We start from the raw sequence: 16,809 nt of genomic DNA, 5'->3' as shown, positions 1-16,809 counted from the left end.
ACCCTATCACTCGCATCTTCCACCACCATTATCTATGGCTGCCAGCGTTCTTCCCTGTCACCGGATTGTGTCTGCTGCGCGGAGGACCACCGATCGATAAAAGCCGGCCCTTGTCATGGTCTACTCCACTCCGACTCCCTATTGTCCAGCAAGAATCCAACTCGCGGCCTTCTCTGCGATCATGAGCGTTGGACTATTGGTATTGCCACTAACAATAGTTGGCATCACGCCCGCATCAACCACACGCAGTCCGGCAACGCCGCGCACGCGCAAGTGGCTGTCGACCACTGCTGCGGGGTCGTCTGCACGCCCCATCGTAGTAGTGCCCACAGGGTGAAAGATAGTGCTGGCGATGTCGCCAGCCAGCCGTGCGAGTTCCTCATCGGTTTGGTACTGGCGCCCGGGCTTGAACTCTTCGGGTCGATAAGGGGCGAGTGCAGGCTGCGACACGATACGGCGCGTCACGCGCAGGCTATCGGCCGCGACGCGGCGGTCCTCGGCCGTGCTGAGATAGTTGGGCGCGATGGCCGGCGCCACCTGAGGATCATGGCTTCGAATCTGCACCGTGCCGCGGCTGGTCGGGTTGAGATTGCACACGCTTGCAGTGAATGCGGGGAAAGCGTGCAGCGGGTCGCCGAAAGCATCCAAGCTGAGCGGCTGTACGTGGTATTCGAGGTTGGGGTAGCGCTGGCCCGGATCACTTCGGGTGAACGCTCCGAGCTGCGACGGCGACATGCTCATCGGTCCGCTGCGCTTGAACAGGTATTCAAGCCCGATGCGGGTCTTGCCTATAAGCGTAGAGGCCAGCACGTTGAGTGTGTCCGCTCCGTTGATCTTGAAGACCGTGCGAATCTGCAAGTGGTCCTGTAGGTTCGCCCCCACGCCGGGCAAGTCGGAAACCACCTCAATACCATGCTGGCGCAACAGTGCGGCCGGGCCGATCCCAGACAGTTGCAGCAGTTGTGGTGAGCCAATTGCCCCCGCACACAGCACCACCTCCTCGGCGGCATTCACCGACACCTGCTGCTTGCCGTCCCAGACCTCCACCCCGGTACAACGTACGCTGCCATCGGCCTCGCATTGTGTGAGTAGGCGCGTGACCTGCGCCTTGCTCCAAAGCGCGAAGTTCGGCCGGGTGTGACAAGTCGGCCGCAGAAAAGCCTTGGCCGTGTTCCAGCGCCAACCTGCCTTCTGGTTCACCTGGAAGTACCCCACTCCCTCATTGTCGCCCCGGTTGAAATCGGCTGTGGCCGGGATTCCCGCCTGCTGCGCGGCCTCGGCGAAGGCGTCGAGGATATCCCAACGCAACCGCTGATTCTCCACACGCCATTCGCCACCGTGGCCATGGAAGTCCGAAAAAGCAGCGTCGCGCTTGGCAGCATTTTCCTCGTCGCCCAGGAAGTGGTTCTCATGGCGCTTGAAGGCAGGCAGGACCTGATCCCAGCACCAGGTGTCGTCTCCGGTGAATTCGGCCCATTGGTCGTAGTCACGTGCCTGGCCGCGCATATAGATCATGCCGTTGATGCTGGAGCTGCCACCCAGCGTCTTGCCGCGCGGGTAGCGCAGCGTGCGGCCGTTCAGGCCGGTGTCCGGCTCGGTCTGGTAGCACCAGTCGGTGCGCGGGTTGCCAATGCAGTAGAGATAACCCACCGGGATATGGATCCAGTGGTAGTCGTCCTTGCCCCCAGCCTCGATGAGCAACACCCGTTTGTGCGGGTTGGCCGATAGGCGATTGGCCATCAGGCAACCGGCCGAACCGGCGCCGATGACAATGTAGTCGAAGCTGGTGTTCGTGCTCACGCTTGTCTCGCTTCCATGTCATTTTCTTGTTGATGCCACTGCGCCGCTCCCATGAACGGAAGCAAGCACTGTCGACGCGCCGGAAAGCCTTACTTGGCCGTAGGCATGGCGAACTCGGCGCCCTTGGCAATGCTCTGGGGCCAGCGCTGCATGATGGACTTCTGCTTGGTGTAGAAGCGCACCCCCTCCTCGCCATAGGCATGGGTGTCGCCGAACAGGCTCTTCTTCCAACCGCCGAAGCCGTGCCACGCCATCGGCACCGGGATCGGCACGTTGATACCGACCATGCCTACCTGGATACGGCGGCCGAACTCGCGCGCCGCGTGCCCGTCACGCGTGTAGATGCTCACGCCGTTGCCAAACTCGTGGGCGTTGATGAGGTTCACCGCTTCGGCGAAGTCGTTGACGCGCACCACGGCCAGCACGGGACCGAAGATCTCTTCCTTGTAGATGCGCATCTCGGGCGTCACGTGGTCGAACAGCGTACCGCCCAGCCAGAAACCGCCCGAGGTATCGGTGCGCGTGCCCGCGCCGGCGGCCTTGCCGTCGAAGCCGCGGCCATCCACCAGCAGTTGCGCACCTTCCTGCACGCCCAGCGCGATGTAATTGCTGATTCGCTCGTGCGCGGCGCGCGAGACGATCGGCCCCATCTCGGCCGTGAGGTCCTCACCGTCGAGCACCTTGAGGTTGTGGGTGCGCTCGACGAGCTTGGGTACGACACGGTCGGCCACGTCGCCCACCAGCACTGCCACCGAGATCGCCATGCAGCGCTCGCCGGCGGAGCCGTAGGCTGCGCCGATCAGCGCGTCCACCACCTGGTCGAGATCGGCGTCGGGCAAGACCACCAAATGGTTCTTCGCACCGCCCAGGGCCTGCACGCGCTTGCCGTGCTTCGCGCCGGACTCGTAGATGTAATTGGCGATCGGTGTAGAACCGACGAAGCTGACGGCCCGCACGTCGGGGTGTTCGATCAGCGCGTCCACCGCCTCCTTGTCGCCCTGCACGACGTTGAACACACCATCGGGCAGGCCAGCCTGCTTGAGCAGGTCGGCGAACAGCAGTGAGGGCGTGGGGTCGATCGGACTGGGCTTGAGCACGAAGGTGTTGCCCGCCGCGATGGCCACCGGGAACATCCAGGCCGGCACCATCACCGGGAAATTGAAGGGCGTCACGCCCGCCACCACGCCGAGCGGCTGGCGCAGCGTCCAGTTGTCGATGTTGGTGGAGACCTGGTCGGTGAAGTCGCTCTTGAGCAGCTGCGGGATGCCCGTGGCGAACTCGACGATTTCGATGCCACGCGTGACCTCACCCTGCGCATCGGTGAACACCTTGCCGTGCTCGGCGGTGATCGCATGGGCGAGTTCATCCTTGTAGCGGTTGAGCAATTCCAGAAACTTGAACAGCACGCGGGCTCGGCGGATCGGCGGCGTATCGGCCCACCTGGGGAAGGCCGCCTGCGCGGCGGCCACAGCAGCATCCACGTCAGCGCGATTGGCCAGCGCCACGCGGCCAGTCACACGGCCAGTGGCGGGGTTGGTGATGTCCTGCGCACGGGTCGAGGTGCCCGTAACCACCGCACCGCCGATGAAGTGATTAATATTGGAAATGCTCATAATGGTCTCCTGTAAAGCCGTTAGTTTCAACAGGAAAAACGAATAAATCCAATGAAAAATTGCCCAATATTCAATAAGGATCACAAATAATGGTAGACATGCCGTCCCGGCCTCATCTGCCCGTCGACCCCCAGGCCCTGCGCGCCTTCACCATCGTGGCGCGCGAGGGCAACGTGTCGCGCGCGGCCGAACGGCTGCACCTGAGCCAGCCCGCAGTCAGCTTGCAACTCAAGGCCCTGGCCGAGGTCACCGGGCTCAAGCTGTTCCAGCGCACGCCGCAAGGCATGGCACTGACACCCGACGGCGCCGCGCTGCTGCCGCTGGCCGACAAGGCGCTTGCCGGGCTGGGCGAGTTCGCCAGCGCCGCGGCCGCGCTCCACACAGCGGTGCGCGGAAGCCTGCGCATCGGGACGATCCTCGACCCCGAGTTCACGCGCCTGGGGAGCTTTCTGCACCACCTGGTCGAGTCGAGCCCGCAGATCGACACGGTGCTGCACCAGAACATGAGCGGCGAGGTCCTGGCCCTCATCGACAGCGGCCAGCTCGACGTGGGCTTCTTCCTCGACCTGCCCGACGATCCAGTAGGGGCGCCCTGGGCGCGCAAGGTGCTCACGCGCTTCACCTACCGCGTGCTCGCGCCCAAAGGCTGGGGGCCGCAGGTGCGCGGCAAAGACTGGAAGGCCCTGGCGGCGCTGCCATGGCTGGGCACGCCGCCGTCCAGCGTGCACAACCGCCTGCAGCGCCGCGTGTTCGGGTCCGGTTCTGTCACTGGCCTCGAGCCGCGTCGCGTGGCGCTGGTCGACCAGGAGGCCTCAATGCTCGACTTGGTGCGCAGCGGCGTGGGCCTGTCGCTGGTGCGCGATTCGATCGCGATCCGCGAGGCGCAGGCCCGGGGCCTGGCCGTCGCCGACCGCGTGTCACTCGACTGCGAGCTAAGCTTTGTCTGCCGGGCCGAGCGCATGGCAGAACCGGTCATCGCTGCCGCCTGGGGCGCGCTCGAAACGGTATGGGCCTAGTGCAATCACTTTAGGACGCGAGTGCTACGCGGCCGCGTGGTGTGTAGCGACGTGAGTTGAGGTGGTCCATCCTCCTGCCAACGGTGTTCCTGGGCCTGGACCACAATCCTTTCCCAGACCGCGATCCGGCCCTGTTCGGGACCATCGTGTTCGCCCAGGGCGAGCCGCACCGGCTGCGCCGCTACTTCATCTGGGAAGAAGCCGAAGCGGGCCACCTGGAAACGGTGACCGAGATCCGCAGCGAGATGGACAGTGCCCAGGTCGAGGCCATGAAGGCCTGGGAGACGCTGGCGGCGCGGTTGATGCGCGAGCCGCGCTAGCGTTGCTTGTTGCAGATCCCTGAGACGGGATTGGCGACCATGCCCAACCCACCAAGTAGCGGGGAACAACCGCTAAGGGCTAGGCATTCTGGATGCCTCGATGGCTTCGGCCAGCGGTTTCGCCCAGTCCGTGCTGGTCTCGGCGAACGCGACATTGAACCTCATGTGCGAGGTGTGCTCTGGCGCGCGGGAGAACACGGGACCCGGCGCGGTTTGGATACCCAAGGGAGCCAGTTTCCGGGACACTGCGAGGGCGTCGACCCCTGGCCCCAGAGAGGCCCAGAGATACATGCCGGACGCCATGGGCGCAATGCGGCACCCCAGCGCAGCAAGGGCGTCCTGTACCGGGCCGCGCGCTGCATCCAGCCGTGTGCGCACGGCCTCGCAATGGGACCGGTACCGTCCGCTCGCCAACAGGTGGTGCATCAACAGGTCGGTCAGCGGGGTGCCATGAATGGCCCCGACTGTGCGATAGAGCAAGATGCGCTCGATCTGTCGAGGGCTGGCCGCCAGGAAACCGGAACGCAGGCCGGGCGCCACCGTCTTGGAGAAGCTGCCGATATGGATCACCCGGTCCAGTTGGTCCAGGGCCGCCAGGCGCCCCACGCTGCCGGCCGCGGCCGGCGGTAGCAGATCCCCATAGGTGTCGTCATCGATGATCAGCAGGTCGTGGGCTTCGGCGATCTTCAGGACCTGATGGGCCTTGTAAGGGGTCAGGCTGGTCGACGTGGGGTTCTGCATCACGGAGCTGCAGAAGAACGCGCGCGGCTTGTGCTTCTCGCATGCCGCCTGCAAGGCCTCCAGGTCCGGCCCGTCCTCGAGGCGCGGTACGCGCATGACCTCCATGCCGCCGGCCAGGATTCTCTGGATCTGCAGGAACGGCCCCGGGTCTTCGGCAAGGACGTAGTTCCTGGGAAAGAAGTTCGCCCAGATGGTGAGGTGCAGCGCATCGGTGGCCCCTGCCGTTGTGATGATCTGCGACGACTTCGCCGGGATGCCCTGCTCATGCAGTTTCAGCCGCAGCTGTTCCCGCAACGGCCAGTATCCACCTGGATCCGCGTAGCCCGAAAGGAACTGGGCCGGACCTGCCGAGAGAGTTTGAAGCGCCTTGCCGATGGCTGGCTGGTCCAGCCAGTCAGCGGGCAGAAGTCCAGATCCCAGGCCCGTGCTGTCTGCGCCGCTCTCGAACAGGACACGCAGCCACGCCTCGTCCGGCCTGAGATTACCGGACCAGGCCGCACGGGGTGTATCCGATTCGATCCGGTTGCGCACGACGAAGAAGCCCGCCCCTCGGCGCGCTTCCAGGTACCCGAGGGCCACCAGATTGTCGTACACGCGCAGCACGGTCTCGTTGCTGACGCCGCACTCCTTGGCGTATCCCCGCACGGAAGGCAGGCGCGTCCCCACCGGCAGCGCGCCCTCGTGAATGCGGCGCAGGACCTCGCTGGACAGCCTATTGACCAGCGAGCGCGCCCGAGTGGCGGAATCGCCCATCCCGGCACGGGTGCCGGTCTTGGTGCGGGATCGGGTCATAGGTCTCCAAAGTCAGGGAACCGCGCCACGAGCCAGCAGGGCCGATGAGACCAACCCCGGGAGGAGTAGCGCAGCCGATAGGCGGCGTTGAACCCGATGGATTATAGCCCATTGACGCAAAGTGTTCTACTCAAGGCCCCAACTGACCAGAACACCACATGCATATCCAGCTACGATTTTTCATATCTTCAGAACTGTATCAAACAGATGCTATAAAGAACGTCCAGAAGGAGTATGTATATTCTATTATTTTATAACATCTACCTGTAAAAGTAGCTGAACATAGAGCTCTGTGGTTTTCAATTGAAAACAATTTTGTGTGTGACAGTTGATCGCAAAGGACAGCGAAACACATGCATAAGCAATTGTCGGAGGGCAATGTGTTCAGAACAGATGAGTTAAGAGCGGTCGCTTCGACAACCGCGGTGTCCCATGGTTTCGTCATGACTGCGCTTTGCACAGCCCTGCTGGGCGTGAGCCCGCCGTTGTTCGCGCAGGCCTCATCGGCCGTGTCGTCCGCAAGCCAGGGCGAGAAAGCGGTCCACGACTACGCGATCCCGGCAGGGCCACTGGCCGCCACACTCAGGGAAATTGCCCGGATAACAGGCCGGAGCATCCGCTTCGAGACCCGCGACGTGCAGGGTCGAGAGGCTCCAGCCATCCAGGGACGCCGGCACGTCTCAACGGCGGTGCAGGAAGCAATCGCGCAAAGCGGCCTGACGATGACCACGCTGGCCAACGGCGACGTGGCGGTGTTCGTGCCTCAGATGCACGCCGTGACGGTCACCGCGACGCGCGGCGAAGCGGAGACCGGCTTCCGGGCATCACGGTCCGAAACATCGACTCGCAGCGATGCCGATCTGCTCGATGTACCGCAGGCCGTGACCATCGTGACGGCCAAGGTGATCGAGACCCAGCAGGCGCAAAGCGTGCAGGAGGTGCTTCAGAACGTCGCCGGCGTCGTGACGCGTGAAAACGCGCAGAGCCTGCCGACCTACACCATTCGCGGCTTCAGCCAGGCCAGCACCCTGTCCAATGGCGTGACCGACCCCTTCTCCAGCGCTACCAACATCGCGAGCATCGATCGGCTCGAGGTGCTCAAAGGTCCTCAGGCGATCCTTTCGGGCGGCGACTCGCTGAGCGGCGCCGTCAACATCGTCACTAAGAAGCCGACAGCGGAGCGGGTGCGCGACGTAGCCTTGCAGTACGGGTCGTTCGGCGACAAGCGCGGCTCGGTGGATCTGGCCGGGGCGGTCACCGAAAACAAGAAGCTCAGCTTCCGTCTCATCGGCGCCACGGCGAGAGCCGACCGCAGCGTGGCCCGGTACGACGGCGCCGAGAACGACTACCTGTCGGCGCAGCTGCGCTGGAAGGACGATGCCACCGATCTGAACGTGGGCGCCTCCTACGACGACTCCCTGTCCCGGCAGGGGCTCTATACGTTCGCGCTCAACGGCGCCATTCAGCCCATCCCCAAAATGCGCCTGGGCGCCAAGGATGCCGGGGTGCGCCTGCGCAGCAAGGCGGTTTTCTATAGCCTGGAGCACGCTTTTTCGCCTTCCGTCACGGTGGTGAGCCGCCTGCAGCGCACCTTGACGATGCAGGACCTGAGCCTGTTTCAGCCGCGCTTTCCGATCAGCACCGCGAACATGATCCTGAGCTACGGCAACACCAGCGACCGCCAGAACTACCGGAGCACAAGCGGCGATCACTATCTGCGCCTGAGCTTCGCCACGGGCCCGCTGGCGCACACGCTGTCGACCGGCATCAATCACACCAGCCGGCGCACCAACGTCTACGGCTATTCGGGCAGTGGCCAGTCGGTCCCCGTATACCAAGACGAGCAGTTCCCGTTCGTCAGGTTGGTGCGCGATGCCAGCACGCTGCAAAGCATCTATTCGACCGAGAGCGAGCAGCGCGCACTGTTCGTCCAGGACGTAATCCGGCTCGGGAACTGGAGCGCCACGCTGGGCCTGCGCAGGACAAAGTACGACAGCGGTCCGTTCCAGAACATCCAGCCGCTGAGCAATCGCGTCACCTCCGAGGAGAAGCGGTCGATGTCGCAGACCACGCCGAACGCGGGCCTGGTGTACAACCTGAGCGCGACCTCGTCGGTGTACGCGAGCTATGCCGAAGGGTTCTCACCGCAGTTCGTCACCGTCAGGCCGTGCGGCGGCGGCACCGACTTCGATCCGATAGAGACCGTGAACAAGGAGATCGGCTTCAAGCACGGCTCGGAAGATGGCGCATTCGGTTTCAGCGCCGCGCTCTTCCAGCTGGATCAAAGCAATCGCCTGGAACTCAATCGCGCCGACAACTGCTATGCCCAGCGCGACGGCCGGCGCATTCGGGGCCTCGAACTCGAGAGTTCCGGCCAGTTGACCGCGGGATGGAACCTGCTGTTCAACTACACCTACATCCAGGACAAGGACCTGACCGACGGTACCAGGCTTTCGGGCGCGCAACCGCGCCACCAGACCAGCCTGTGGACCACCTACGACTTTCAGTCCGAGGCCCTGCGCGGCTTCGGCGTCTCGGCGGGCCTGACGGCATACAGCACGGCGCGCATCGGCACGCTGGCGAGCGACCCCATGGCGCCGGGCGGCGCACGGGTGGATGCCGGCATTTCCTATGTGCGCGACAACTGGTCGCTGCGCCTTGGCGTGAAGAACCTATTCGACCGAGAGCTGTATGGCTACTCAAATTCCACGCTCTATGTCCCGGTCCAACCGGGACGCACGGCGACTCTGACATTCCGCATGAGCCTCTGATGCTCCAAAACACGTTCGATAACATGCCGTCCATCCGAACCCAAGTCGCCCGCGAGCAGCGCCGGCATCTTTGCTGCAAGGACGGCGCCGGCGTATGAAGCCTGTGCCTTCTTCCGACCAGCGTCCAAGCGTGCTGGGCATCCTCCTGCCCTACTGGAAGTCCCGCCAAAGCTGGAAAGGCTGGATTCTCCTGACGGTTCTGCTGGTGCTCATGTTCACCGGCGTCTACATCTCGGTCTGGGAGAACCAGCTCGATGGTCAGGTCGTCGATGCGATGGTCGCGCGCAAGTGGGAGGGCCTGTGGCAGGTGCTGCTGCTGGCGCTCGGCGTCAGCGGGTTGGGGGTCTTGATGCGGCTGCTGTCAGGGTACCTGGGCTATGAGATCCTCAAGTATCAGTGGCGCAGCTGGATGACCACGTGGTACCTGCAAGCCTGGACCCGCCATCGCGCTTTCTACGGCATCGAGCGCGATGGCCGCGTGGACAACCCCGACCAGCGCATCGCCGAAGATGTCGAGCAGTTCATTCAGCTGACCCTGACGCTCACGCTTGGCACGATCCGGGTAGTGGTGACCACCGTCACCTTCACTGTCGTGCTGTGGACGCTGTCCGGGACGCTGGAGTTCAGCGTGGGTGGACGCGACTTCGCGATTCCCGGCTACATGGTCTACATCGCCTACGCCTACGCATTGGGCGGCCTGCTGATCTCCCACCTGGTCGGCCGGCCTCTGATCGGGCTGTTCAACCGCCGGCAGACCGTGGAGGCCGATTTCCGCTATCGCGGCATGCAACTGCGTGAGAACGCGGAGCAGATCGCCTTCTATGACGGCGGGGAGCGTGAATACCGGCGGCTGATCGGCGCCTTCGAGAACGTCAAGAGCAATTGGCGCGACGTGATGATTCGGACGTGCAAAATGGTCCTGGCGCGAGACATGTACGTCCAGGCCGGCTCCATCTTGCCGACCGTCGGCGCCCTGCCGCGCTATCTATCCGGCGCGATCAGCCTGGGGGACGTCACCCGGATCACTGGCGCGTTCAACACGCTCAACAGCAGCCTGTCTTTCTTCACACAGGCCTATGTGGGGTTCGCCGAATGGCGCGCCGTCGGCAACCGCTTGCGCGACCTCTCGGCCGCCATCCACCAGGCGGAACACCTGCCGCGGCACATCGCGATCGCCCGCCAAGCTGGCTCGGAAGTCCGCGCCGAAGCCGTGGCGCTGTCCCGTCCTGATGGCGGCCACATCGCCAGCGTACCGACACTGCAGGTCGGACGCGGCGAGCGCTGGCTGATCCGCGGCCCCTCCGGGGCCGGCAAAAGCACGCTGCTGCGCGCGATCGCCGGCATGTGGCCCTACGGCCGCGGGAAGGTGCACGTTCCGCCCGGCGACCAGCTGATGTTCCTGCCTCAGCGCAGCTACATCCCCTATGGAACGCTGAAGGAGGGGTTGTGCTATCCCGGCGATGAGCAGTCGTTCGATGATCAGACCTGCCTCGAGGTGTTGACGGCAGTCCAGCTCGACGGTCTGGCCGGGACGCTCGGCGAGCAGGCTCGCTGGCAGCAGAAGCTGTCCGGCGGCGAACAGCAGCGCCTGGCGATTGCCCGCGCCCTGCTGCACAAGCCCGACTTCCTCTTCCTGGACGAAGCCACCAGCGCGCTCGATCCCGCGAGCGAGCGCGCCCTTTACGGGACGCTGATCGAGCGCCTGCCCGCAACTGCCATCGTCAGCGTGGCCCACCGTGAATCGCTGGCCAGCTTCCACGATCATGTGTTCGAGATCGCCCCGGGATCTGGACCGGAATCCGGTCCTCCGGCTACGGCGGCAATCTCCGCTTGAGCGTCGTTCTTCCATTTCCTTCAGTCTTGCCTTCAGAGATCGCTTATTCCATGACCAACAAGGTGCTTTCCGTCACGACATCCAGCTTCGACCACGAGGTATTGCAGGCCGACGGCCTGGTTCTGGTCGACTTCTGGGCCGAGTGGTGCGGTCCATGCAAGCAACTGCTACCCATCCTCGACGACGTGGCAGGGGAGTACGCGGGCGAGGTTCGCATTCGAAAACTCAACGCGGACGAAAACCAAGAGATCGCCGCACGGTTGGGCGTGAAAGGACTGCCCACAATGATTCTGTTCGCCGACGGCATCGAACGCGAACGCCTGCCCGGGCTGGTCTCCAAGACCCGCATCGCGCAACTGCTCGACCGGCACCTGGAGACTTGAGATGACATTGCTTGCCTACAAGGCCGACCCGGACTGCAAACAGCGCACCATGGATCGCCTGCGGACGCTCAAGCAGGCAGGGCAATGGTCTGCACGCCCTATCCACTGGGACGGGAGGACGGGCAGTCTCGTGGGCAGCCTGCTGCAAAGCGAGGACGTTGAGCAATGGCAGCCGTGCCTGGGCTTGCCGGCGTGGCTCGCGCTGGCGCTCGACGGCGTGCTGGCCAACACGCCGGATCTGGCCGCGGGGATCCGGCGCGCCGTCGCACTGCTCGAGGCCGTGCCCGCCGGAATCGACCTGTCCCTGGCTGGTAGCCGCTGCATTCTCGTACTGCTGCTAGACCCGGCACATGGATTGGCCTCGTTCGCGCAGGCTCGCGCCGAGCCTCTGGCCGGCATACTGCAGGCCGTGGCCGCGCTGCATCTCGCCTGCCTCCGGGGCGATCGCGTCGAGCCAGCGGAGTGGCGGCGCGTGCGCCGGCAGGCTGTCCAAGAGACCGACGGCTTCGCCAAGACGGACGTCGAGGCTGCCCTCGGCGCGGTCATCGAGGCTGCCGCCTGGGATCCACGGACCTCGCGCACCGCCGTCTCCGACACCTTGCGGCAATGGGCATGGGCGAGCAGCGCGCGCGCTGCCAGGAGCGATCCGCCAGGCTGGACGGCAGACGATGAGCAGCGCGTCCGGCAAAGGCTGGAGGAACTTCATCGCCAGGCCAAGGCGCAGGCCCTGCCTGGTCAGGAGCACGAACACATCGACGTTTTCAAGCTGCTGCGCGAGCAGGACCCGGCGTTGTACGACCATGCGATGCTGCCCGGCCGGTATAGGAAGGCCCAGGCTGCGCGGCAATGGGACATCGGCCTGGACCTGCTGTGGGCCGCAGCCATGCAAGGCGTGGCGCCAGAGCCGCCGGCCCTGATCCCAAGGGCCGATCTGTTCGCCAATCCGGCGCGCGGGCTCATCCGCATCAGCCCGGATGGCCAGTGGCTGGCTTGGCTCGCCGACGACGAAGGCGTCATGAACGTCTGGGCCGCGCCGCGCGCGAATCCCGGGGCGACCCGCCAGATCACCTTCGACCGGCGCCGCGGCATTCAGCAGTTCAGCTGGTCCTACCTGCCCGGCACGCTCCTGTATGCGCAGGACCATGACGGTGACGAGAACTGGCGCCTCTTCGCCGGCGACGCCGGCAGCGGCGGCAGCCGTGAACTCACGCCCCTCAAGCCAGGGGTGCGCACCTCGATCCAGGCCGTCAGTCGCGTACGCCGCGCCGAGATCGTCATCACGCTCAACGAGCGCGACCCACGCTATCCAGACCTCTACCTGCTGGAGCTGGCCAGCGGCAAGCTGACCCTGCTGCAGGAAAACACCGGCTTCGCGGGCTACCTGCTCGACGACCACTACCGCGTTCGGCTGGCGGCCCGAAGTCTGGCCGATGGCGGCAGCCTCATCCTGCGACCCGATGCCGATGGCTGCTGGCAGCCCTGGATCCAGTTGGCGCACGAAGATACCCGCGGTTCCGGCCCCTCCCACCTGAGCGCCGACGGCCGGACACTCTACTTCTTCGACAGCCGGGGGAGGAACACCGCCGCGCTGTGTGCCATCGACCTGGAAAGCGGGGAGACGACGGTACTGGCCGAGGACGATCGCGCCGATATTGGTGGCATCCTCAGCGATCCGCGCGATTACCGGCCGCTTGCCTGCGGCGTGACCTATGACCGGTACCGGCTGCGCGTGCTGGACGATGCGCTGAAGGGCGACGTCGATTTCCTGTCGGCGAGCGTACAAGGCGAGTGGCGTCTGAGCGGCCATACCGAAGATGACAGCCTCTGGCTGATCAACGTGTCAAGCGACGTTGCGCCGCCGGCCGTCTGGCTCTACGACCGCGCTGGCCGGTCGCTGACCCACTTGCTGGATGTGCGCCCTCGACTGTCCGGCGTCCGGCTGGCCCGCATGCAGCCCGCGGTAATCGGTTCGCGCGACGGACTGAACCTCGTGTCCTACCTCACGCTGCCCGTGGAATCGGAAGCCGGCGAGCTACGCGCCGCCGCGCCCCTGCCGATGGTGCTGCTGGTGCACGGCGGTCCGTGGTCGCGCGATACCTTCGGCTACAAGCCAATGCACCAGTGGCTCGCCAACCGGGGCTATGCGGTGTTGAGCGTCAATTTCCGGGGCTCCACGGGCTTCGGCAAAGCCTTCGTCAATGCGGCCGACGGCGAATGGGGCGCAAAGATGGACGAGGACCTGGAAGACGCCGTGGCCTGGGCTGTGGCAAGGGGAATCGCCGACCCCGCCCGCCTGGCCATCTTTGGCGGCAGCTACGGGGGGTACGCCGTGCTGTCGGCGTTGACCCGCTATCCCCAACGCTATGCCTGCGGCATCGACCTCTTTGGACCTTCCAGCCTGGAAACCTTGCTGGATTCCATTCCGGCCTATTGGGAGGCGCACCGCGCCAGGCAATACCGGGTCATCGGCGACCCGCGGACGGAGGAAGGAAAAGCGCGCCTGCGCGAGCGCTCGCCATTGCATCACGCCGCCGCCGTCCGCGCGCCGCTGCTGATCGCGCAGGGCGGCAATGATCCGCGCGTACGCCAGGCGGAATCCGAACAAATGGTGGCGGCCCTGAGAAGCAATGGGATCGAAGTCAGCTACGCCTTGTACCCTGACGAAGGCCATGGCTTCCTACGAGAAGCGAACCGGATGTCCTTCAATGCGCTGTGCGAGTCCTTCCTTGCACGCCATCTGGGCGGGCGCTGTGAACCCTGGGCAGCGCCGGATTTCCCCGGCAGTTCGCTGCAGCTCAGCGAAGGTGTCGGCCACGTTGAGCGTGAAAAGGAACTGAAATCCACCGTGGAAGATGCTCAAGACCGATGATCAGCGAGGTCGACTGGCGCGACGACAAGCAGCTGGCCCGGCTGCTCAAGGCCGCGCAGCTCAAGGTCTCGAGCACTTGCATGCAGGACATCGACTGGCGCGCCTCGCGCGGGCTGAACCGGGCGCTGATGGCCGAGCTGGCCACGGCCCAGTGGGTGCGCGATGGGCGCAGCGTGCTGCTGACCAGGGCCACCGGTTGCGGCAAGACGTGGCTGGCCTGCGCGCTGGCGCGCCAGGCCGCGCGCGCCGGCCACGCCGTGCTGTACACGCGGACCGCGCGGCTGCTGCAGGAGTTGCACGTGGCCCATGGCGACGGCAGCTTCAAGCGCCGGCTCGGCCAACTGGCGCGCGTGCAACTGCTGGTGCTGGACGACTTCGCGCTCACGCCCATTGCCGCCAACGAGCGCAGCGATCTGCTGGAGTTGCTGGACGACCGCGTGGGCAGCCGTGCGACCATCATCACCAGCCAGTTACCGCCGACTGCCTGGCACGCCTGGTTGGGCGAGCCCACGCTGGCCGATGCCATCTTGGACCGCGTGGTGCACGGTGCGCACAAGATCGCGCTGAAGGGCGAGTCCATGCGGCGCAGCCGCGCCGCCAGCACCGCCGAGGACGCCGTGGCCCAGGACGTCGGCCAGGTCGGCTGACACCTGCGCTGCGCGCAGCACGCCGCCATGCCCACCGTGGCGTCGCGTGCACCGCCTTGCCCACCGCGGCGGTCGGTTCGTTGCAGGCGCCGACCGCCGCCGTGGACAAGGCTGCCAAGCACCTCATCAAGACGCTCTCATCGCCTGCCGCGCACCCGGTTACCCACCCGGCGCTGCGCGCCGCGTGGATAACCGAAACACCCCGCGTTCCACGCTGATCGCGGGCACCTGCACTACCATCGCCGCCGTCACTCCGGGCCGCGCGCGGCTGCCCGCCATCGCGTGGAACGCTGCCCGCGATCAGCGTGGACTGCTGCCCGCCATCGTCTGGAATGAGTGCCCGCGATCAGTGGAATGCGCAGGTGGTTCAACAGATTCCGCAAGCTGCCGGTGCGCTACGAAAAGCTGGAGCACACCTTTCTCGCTCTAAACCATCTAGCCGCTGCCATCATCGCCTTGCGGAAGATCAGCCTGCCCGTCAATATTATTTACGGATAAATCCTTATTCGCGACTCGTTCGTTTGAAGAATGATCAGATAAGGCTAAAGGAGAGCATCGGATTTAAGTGGTCATGACCCACGCCGCCATCGTCAAGAGTAGAAGATAGGCCGCAATGATCGCAGGCAGAAGTTCCCGGTAAACCAGGCGCTCCTGACCGTGGCCGTGCGCGAGGCCGGCAGCAATGGACATTCGCACCGGCGAGAAGATGCACATCGCCGTTGCGGTAACGTGCTGAAGTGTGGCAACGGCCAGCACGCTCAAACCCGCTTGGGACGCCAAGGCGACCTGTGCCGGCAGGAACAAAATGCTGGAAGAGTTGGCGTTGTTGGTGAGGATACTGAGCGTCCCCGAAAGCAGCGGCGTGACGAGGATTGCCTTCTCTCCCAAGGCGGCAAGCGTGCCAGTGGCAAATGCGTCGGCAATGCCCGACGCGGTGAGCACTTCCGCGATCATGGCAAACAGGAATACCGTGAGGACTGCCTGCTTTCCTGTTCGCCACGCTGCCTGCGCCTCTGGCACCAGCACATGCACCTGCTGGCGTGCGGCAGCCGTCGCGAAGGTGCCCACGATCAGCCAGCTTCCGGCATGCAAAAATGGGGACAAGGTCGGCAGATCGTCGAATGGGGTCAGCGCAAGCAAGGTGGCGAGTGTGTTCCTGGCATCCGGCAGCAGCCGCGTCAATGCCAGCATGATGATCAGAACGATGTACGGGAGCACGTTGCGCGCTGCAGCGATGGCCTGTTTCCGCCTTGGACGGAAATCCAGCAAGTATCGAATTACGATCAACGGCCCATAAGCAGCCAACAATGCCGCTTCTGGCCCCAGATATTGTGTGGCAACAGTCAACAGTCCCAGACTGACTGCTACCCAGATGGATTCCCGGACGTGTTCGGACAGTGGTGCGCCCACACCTGCGCCGCGTGCCGTTCTCCAAAACAGAGGCATCCAGATGAGCATGAGCAATGCGACTGGCAAGACCGAGTAAACGCCCAACTGCACAACTGGCACCCGAGCATAGGCAGCTGCCAGCAATGTGGCACTGCTCATCACTCCCCACGGAATGACCGTCTGGCTCAACAACGCAAATACCATGAGCTGCCTGGGCCGGAATCCGAGGTGGCGAATCAGCATGACGGTGCCGAGCATTCCGACACCGAAGCCGGTTACCGATTCGGCGAACGGCCCTACCAGAAAGCAGGCAAAAAACACCAACCGTCGATTGCCCAAGGGCACCTGCACTGGCGCCGTCGTGGTTCCAGCGTGAGTGGACGCCCCCCGTGCTGCAACCTGCCAGAACAGCAAGCCACCAAGGATGTAGGGAACAATGATCGTCCCGACCCAAAGGCCGCGCAACAACGCCTGACCCAACTGCGCTGTATCAAATGCCACCGGACCAAGAAGCAAAGTGACGGGAACTGCTACCAGCAGGCCAAGGACGGCTGCGATGGTGGTGTTGGCACGGCCGCTGACGATCGCGGCAAATACTGTCAACATCGGCAGTGCCCACAAGAAGTAGGTCATT

The 16,809-nt window shown here is 64.5% G+C and carries 11 protein-coding genes and 1 pseudogene; 8 read left to right on the top strand and 4 right to left on the bottom strand.

The features are described from left to right. Positions 1–138: 138 nt before the first annotated feature. Both AAG689_RS06455 and AAG689_RS06450 read right to left on the bottom strand, forming a co-directional pair. Positions 139–1,740, bottom strand: coding sequence for a GMC family oxidoreductase (locus AAG689_RS06455; RefSeq protein WP_406626299.1), 1,602 nt, complete (start codon positions 1,738–1,740; stop codon positions 139–141). Between the two features lie 149 nt (positions 1,741–1,889). Further along, entirely contained in the window at positions 1,890–3,413 is a 1,524-nt protein-coding gene (locus tag AAG689_RS06450) for a CoA-acylating methylmalonate-semialdehyde dehydrogenase (protein ID WP_406625226.1), read from the bottom strand. A 98-nt stretch (positions 3,414–3,511) separates the two neighbouring features. Here AAG689_RS06450 and AAG689_RS06445 point away from each other — a divergent pair, with 98 nt between their 5' ends. Together AAG689_RS06445 and AAG689_RS06440 are read left to right on the top strand one after the other, a co-directional pair. Next, complete coding sequence (locus AAG689_RS06445) at positions 3,512–4,429, top strand: LysR family transcriptional regulator (RefSeq protein ID WP_406625225.1); 918 nt, start codon at positions 3,512–3,514, stop codon at positions 4,427–4,429. An 83-nt stretch (positions 4,430–4,512) separates the two neighbouring features. Further along, complete coding sequence (locus tag AAG689_RS06440) at positions 4,513–4,749, top strand: hypothetical protein (RefSeq protein ID WP_406625224.1); 237 nt, start codon at positions 4,513–4,515, stop codon at positions 4,747–4,749. Positions 4,750–4,821: 72 nt separating this feature from the next. Here the strand turns inward: AAG689_RS06440 and AAG689_RS06435 are convergent, their stop codons facing one another. Continuing rightward, complete coding sequence (locus AAG689_RS06435; RefSeq protein WP_406625223.1) at positions 4,822–6,282, bottom strand: PLP-dependent aminotransferase family protein; 1,461 nt, start codon at positions 6,280–6,282, stop codon at positions 4,822–4,824. A gap of 353 nt (positions 6,283–6,635) precedes the next feature. On the opposite strand from AAG689_RS06435, the gene AAG689_RS06430 reads away from it, so the two are divergent. From AAG689_RS06430 to AAG689_RS06405, 6 genes and pseudogenes are all read left to right on the top strand, one after another. Next, positions 6,636–9,053, top strand: a complete 2,418-nt coding sequence (locus AAG689_RS06430; protein ID WP_406625222.1) for a TonB-dependent siderophore receptor — start codon at positions 6,636–6,638, stop codon at positions 9,051–9,053. A gap of 130 nt (positions 9,054–9,183) precedes the next feature. Next, positions 9,184–10,887: an ABC transporter ATP-binding protein/permease gene (locus AAG689_RS06425; protein WP_406625221.1), complete on the top strand. Its 1,704-nt coding sequence runs from the start codon at positions 9,184–9,186 to the stop codon at positions 10,885–10,887. Positions 10,888–10,937: 50 nt separating this feature from the next. After that, positions 10,938–11,270 (top strand): thioredoxin, encoded by a 333-nt coding sequence (gene trxA, locus AAG689_RS06420; RefSeq protein WP_406625220.1) that lies wholly within the window; start codon positions 10,938–10,940, stop codon positions 11,268–11,270. Position 11,271: 1 nt separating this feature from the next. Further along, positions 11,272–14,139, top strand: coding sequence for a S9 family peptidase (locus tag AAG689_RS06415; RefSeq protein ID WP_406625219.1), 2,868 nt, complete (start codon positions 11,272–11,274; stop codon positions 14,137–14,139). Next, positions 14,136–14,786: an IS21-like element helper ATPase IstB gene (istB, locus tag AAG689_RS06410; RefSeq protein WP_406625218.1), complete on the top strand. Its 651-nt coding sequence runs from the start codon at positions 14,136–14,138 to the stop codon at positions 14,784–14,786. The genes AAG689_RS06415 and istB overlap by 4 nt, the downstream gene beginning before the upstream one ends. Positions 14,787–15,149: 363 nt before the next feature. Further along, positions 15,150–15,284 (top strand): annotated as a pseudogene (locus tag AAG689_RS06405) (transposase); the annotation flags it as partial. Positions 15,285–15,347: 63 nt separating this feature from the next. On the opposite strand, the gene AAG689_RS06400 reads toward AAG689_RS06405, so the two are convergent. Continuing rightward, positions 15,348–16,808: a hypothetical protein gene (locus AAG689_RS06400; RefSeq protein WP_406625217.1), complete on the bottom strand. Its 1,461-nt coding sequence runs from the start codon at positions 16,806–16,808 to the stop codon at positions 15,348–15,350. Position 16,809: the final 1 nt, after the last annotated feature.

The sequence above is a fragment of the Acidovorax sp. SDU_ACID1 genome, from assembly GCF_045291395.1.
Classification (GTDB): domain Bacteria; phylum Pseudomonadota; class Gammaproteobacteria; order Burkholderiales; family Burkholderiaceae_C; genus MR-S7.
Note: the sequence above shows the minus strand (reverse complement) of the source record. Positions and strands in the feature narration are given on the sequence as shown.

Bases quoted from the DNA above. Each gene is read 5' to 3' on its own strand.
- trxA (WP_406625220.1), top strand. From the start codon at position 10,938: ATGACCAACAAGGTGCTTTCCGTCACGACATCCAGCTTCGACCACGAG.
- AAG689_RS06450 (WP_406625226.1), bottom strand. From the start codon at position 3,413: ATGAGCATTTCCAATATTAATCACTTCATCGGCGGTGCGGTGGTTACG.
- istB (WP_406625218.1), top strand. From the start codon at position 14,136: ATGATCAGCGAGGTCGACTGGCGCGACGACAAGCAGCTGGCCCGGCTG.
- AAG689_RS06455 (WP_406626299.1), bottom strand. From the start codon at position 1,740: ATGGCCAATCGCCTATCGGCCAACCCGCACAAACGGGTGTTGCTCATC.
- AAG689_RS06435 (WP_406625223.1), bottom strand. From the start codon at position 6,282: ATGACCCGATCCCGCACCAAGACCGGCACCCGTGCCGGGATGGGCGAT.
- AAG689_RS06445 (WP_406625225.1), top strand. From the start codon at position 3,512: ATGCCGTCCCGGCCTCATCTGCCCGTCGACCCCCAGGCCCTGCGCGCC.
- AAG689_RS06400 (WP_406625217.1), bottom strand. From the start codon at position 16,808: ATGACCTACTTCTTGTGGGCACTGCCGATGTTGACAGTATTTGCCGCG.
- AAG689_RS06415 (WP_406625219.1), top strand. From the start codon at position 11,272: ATGACATTGCTTGCCTACAAGGCCGACCCGGACTGCAAACAGCGCACC.
- AAG689_RS06430 (WP_406625222.1), top strand. From the start codon at position 6,636: ATGCATAAGCAATTGTCGGAGGGCAATGTGTTCAGAACAGATGAGTTA.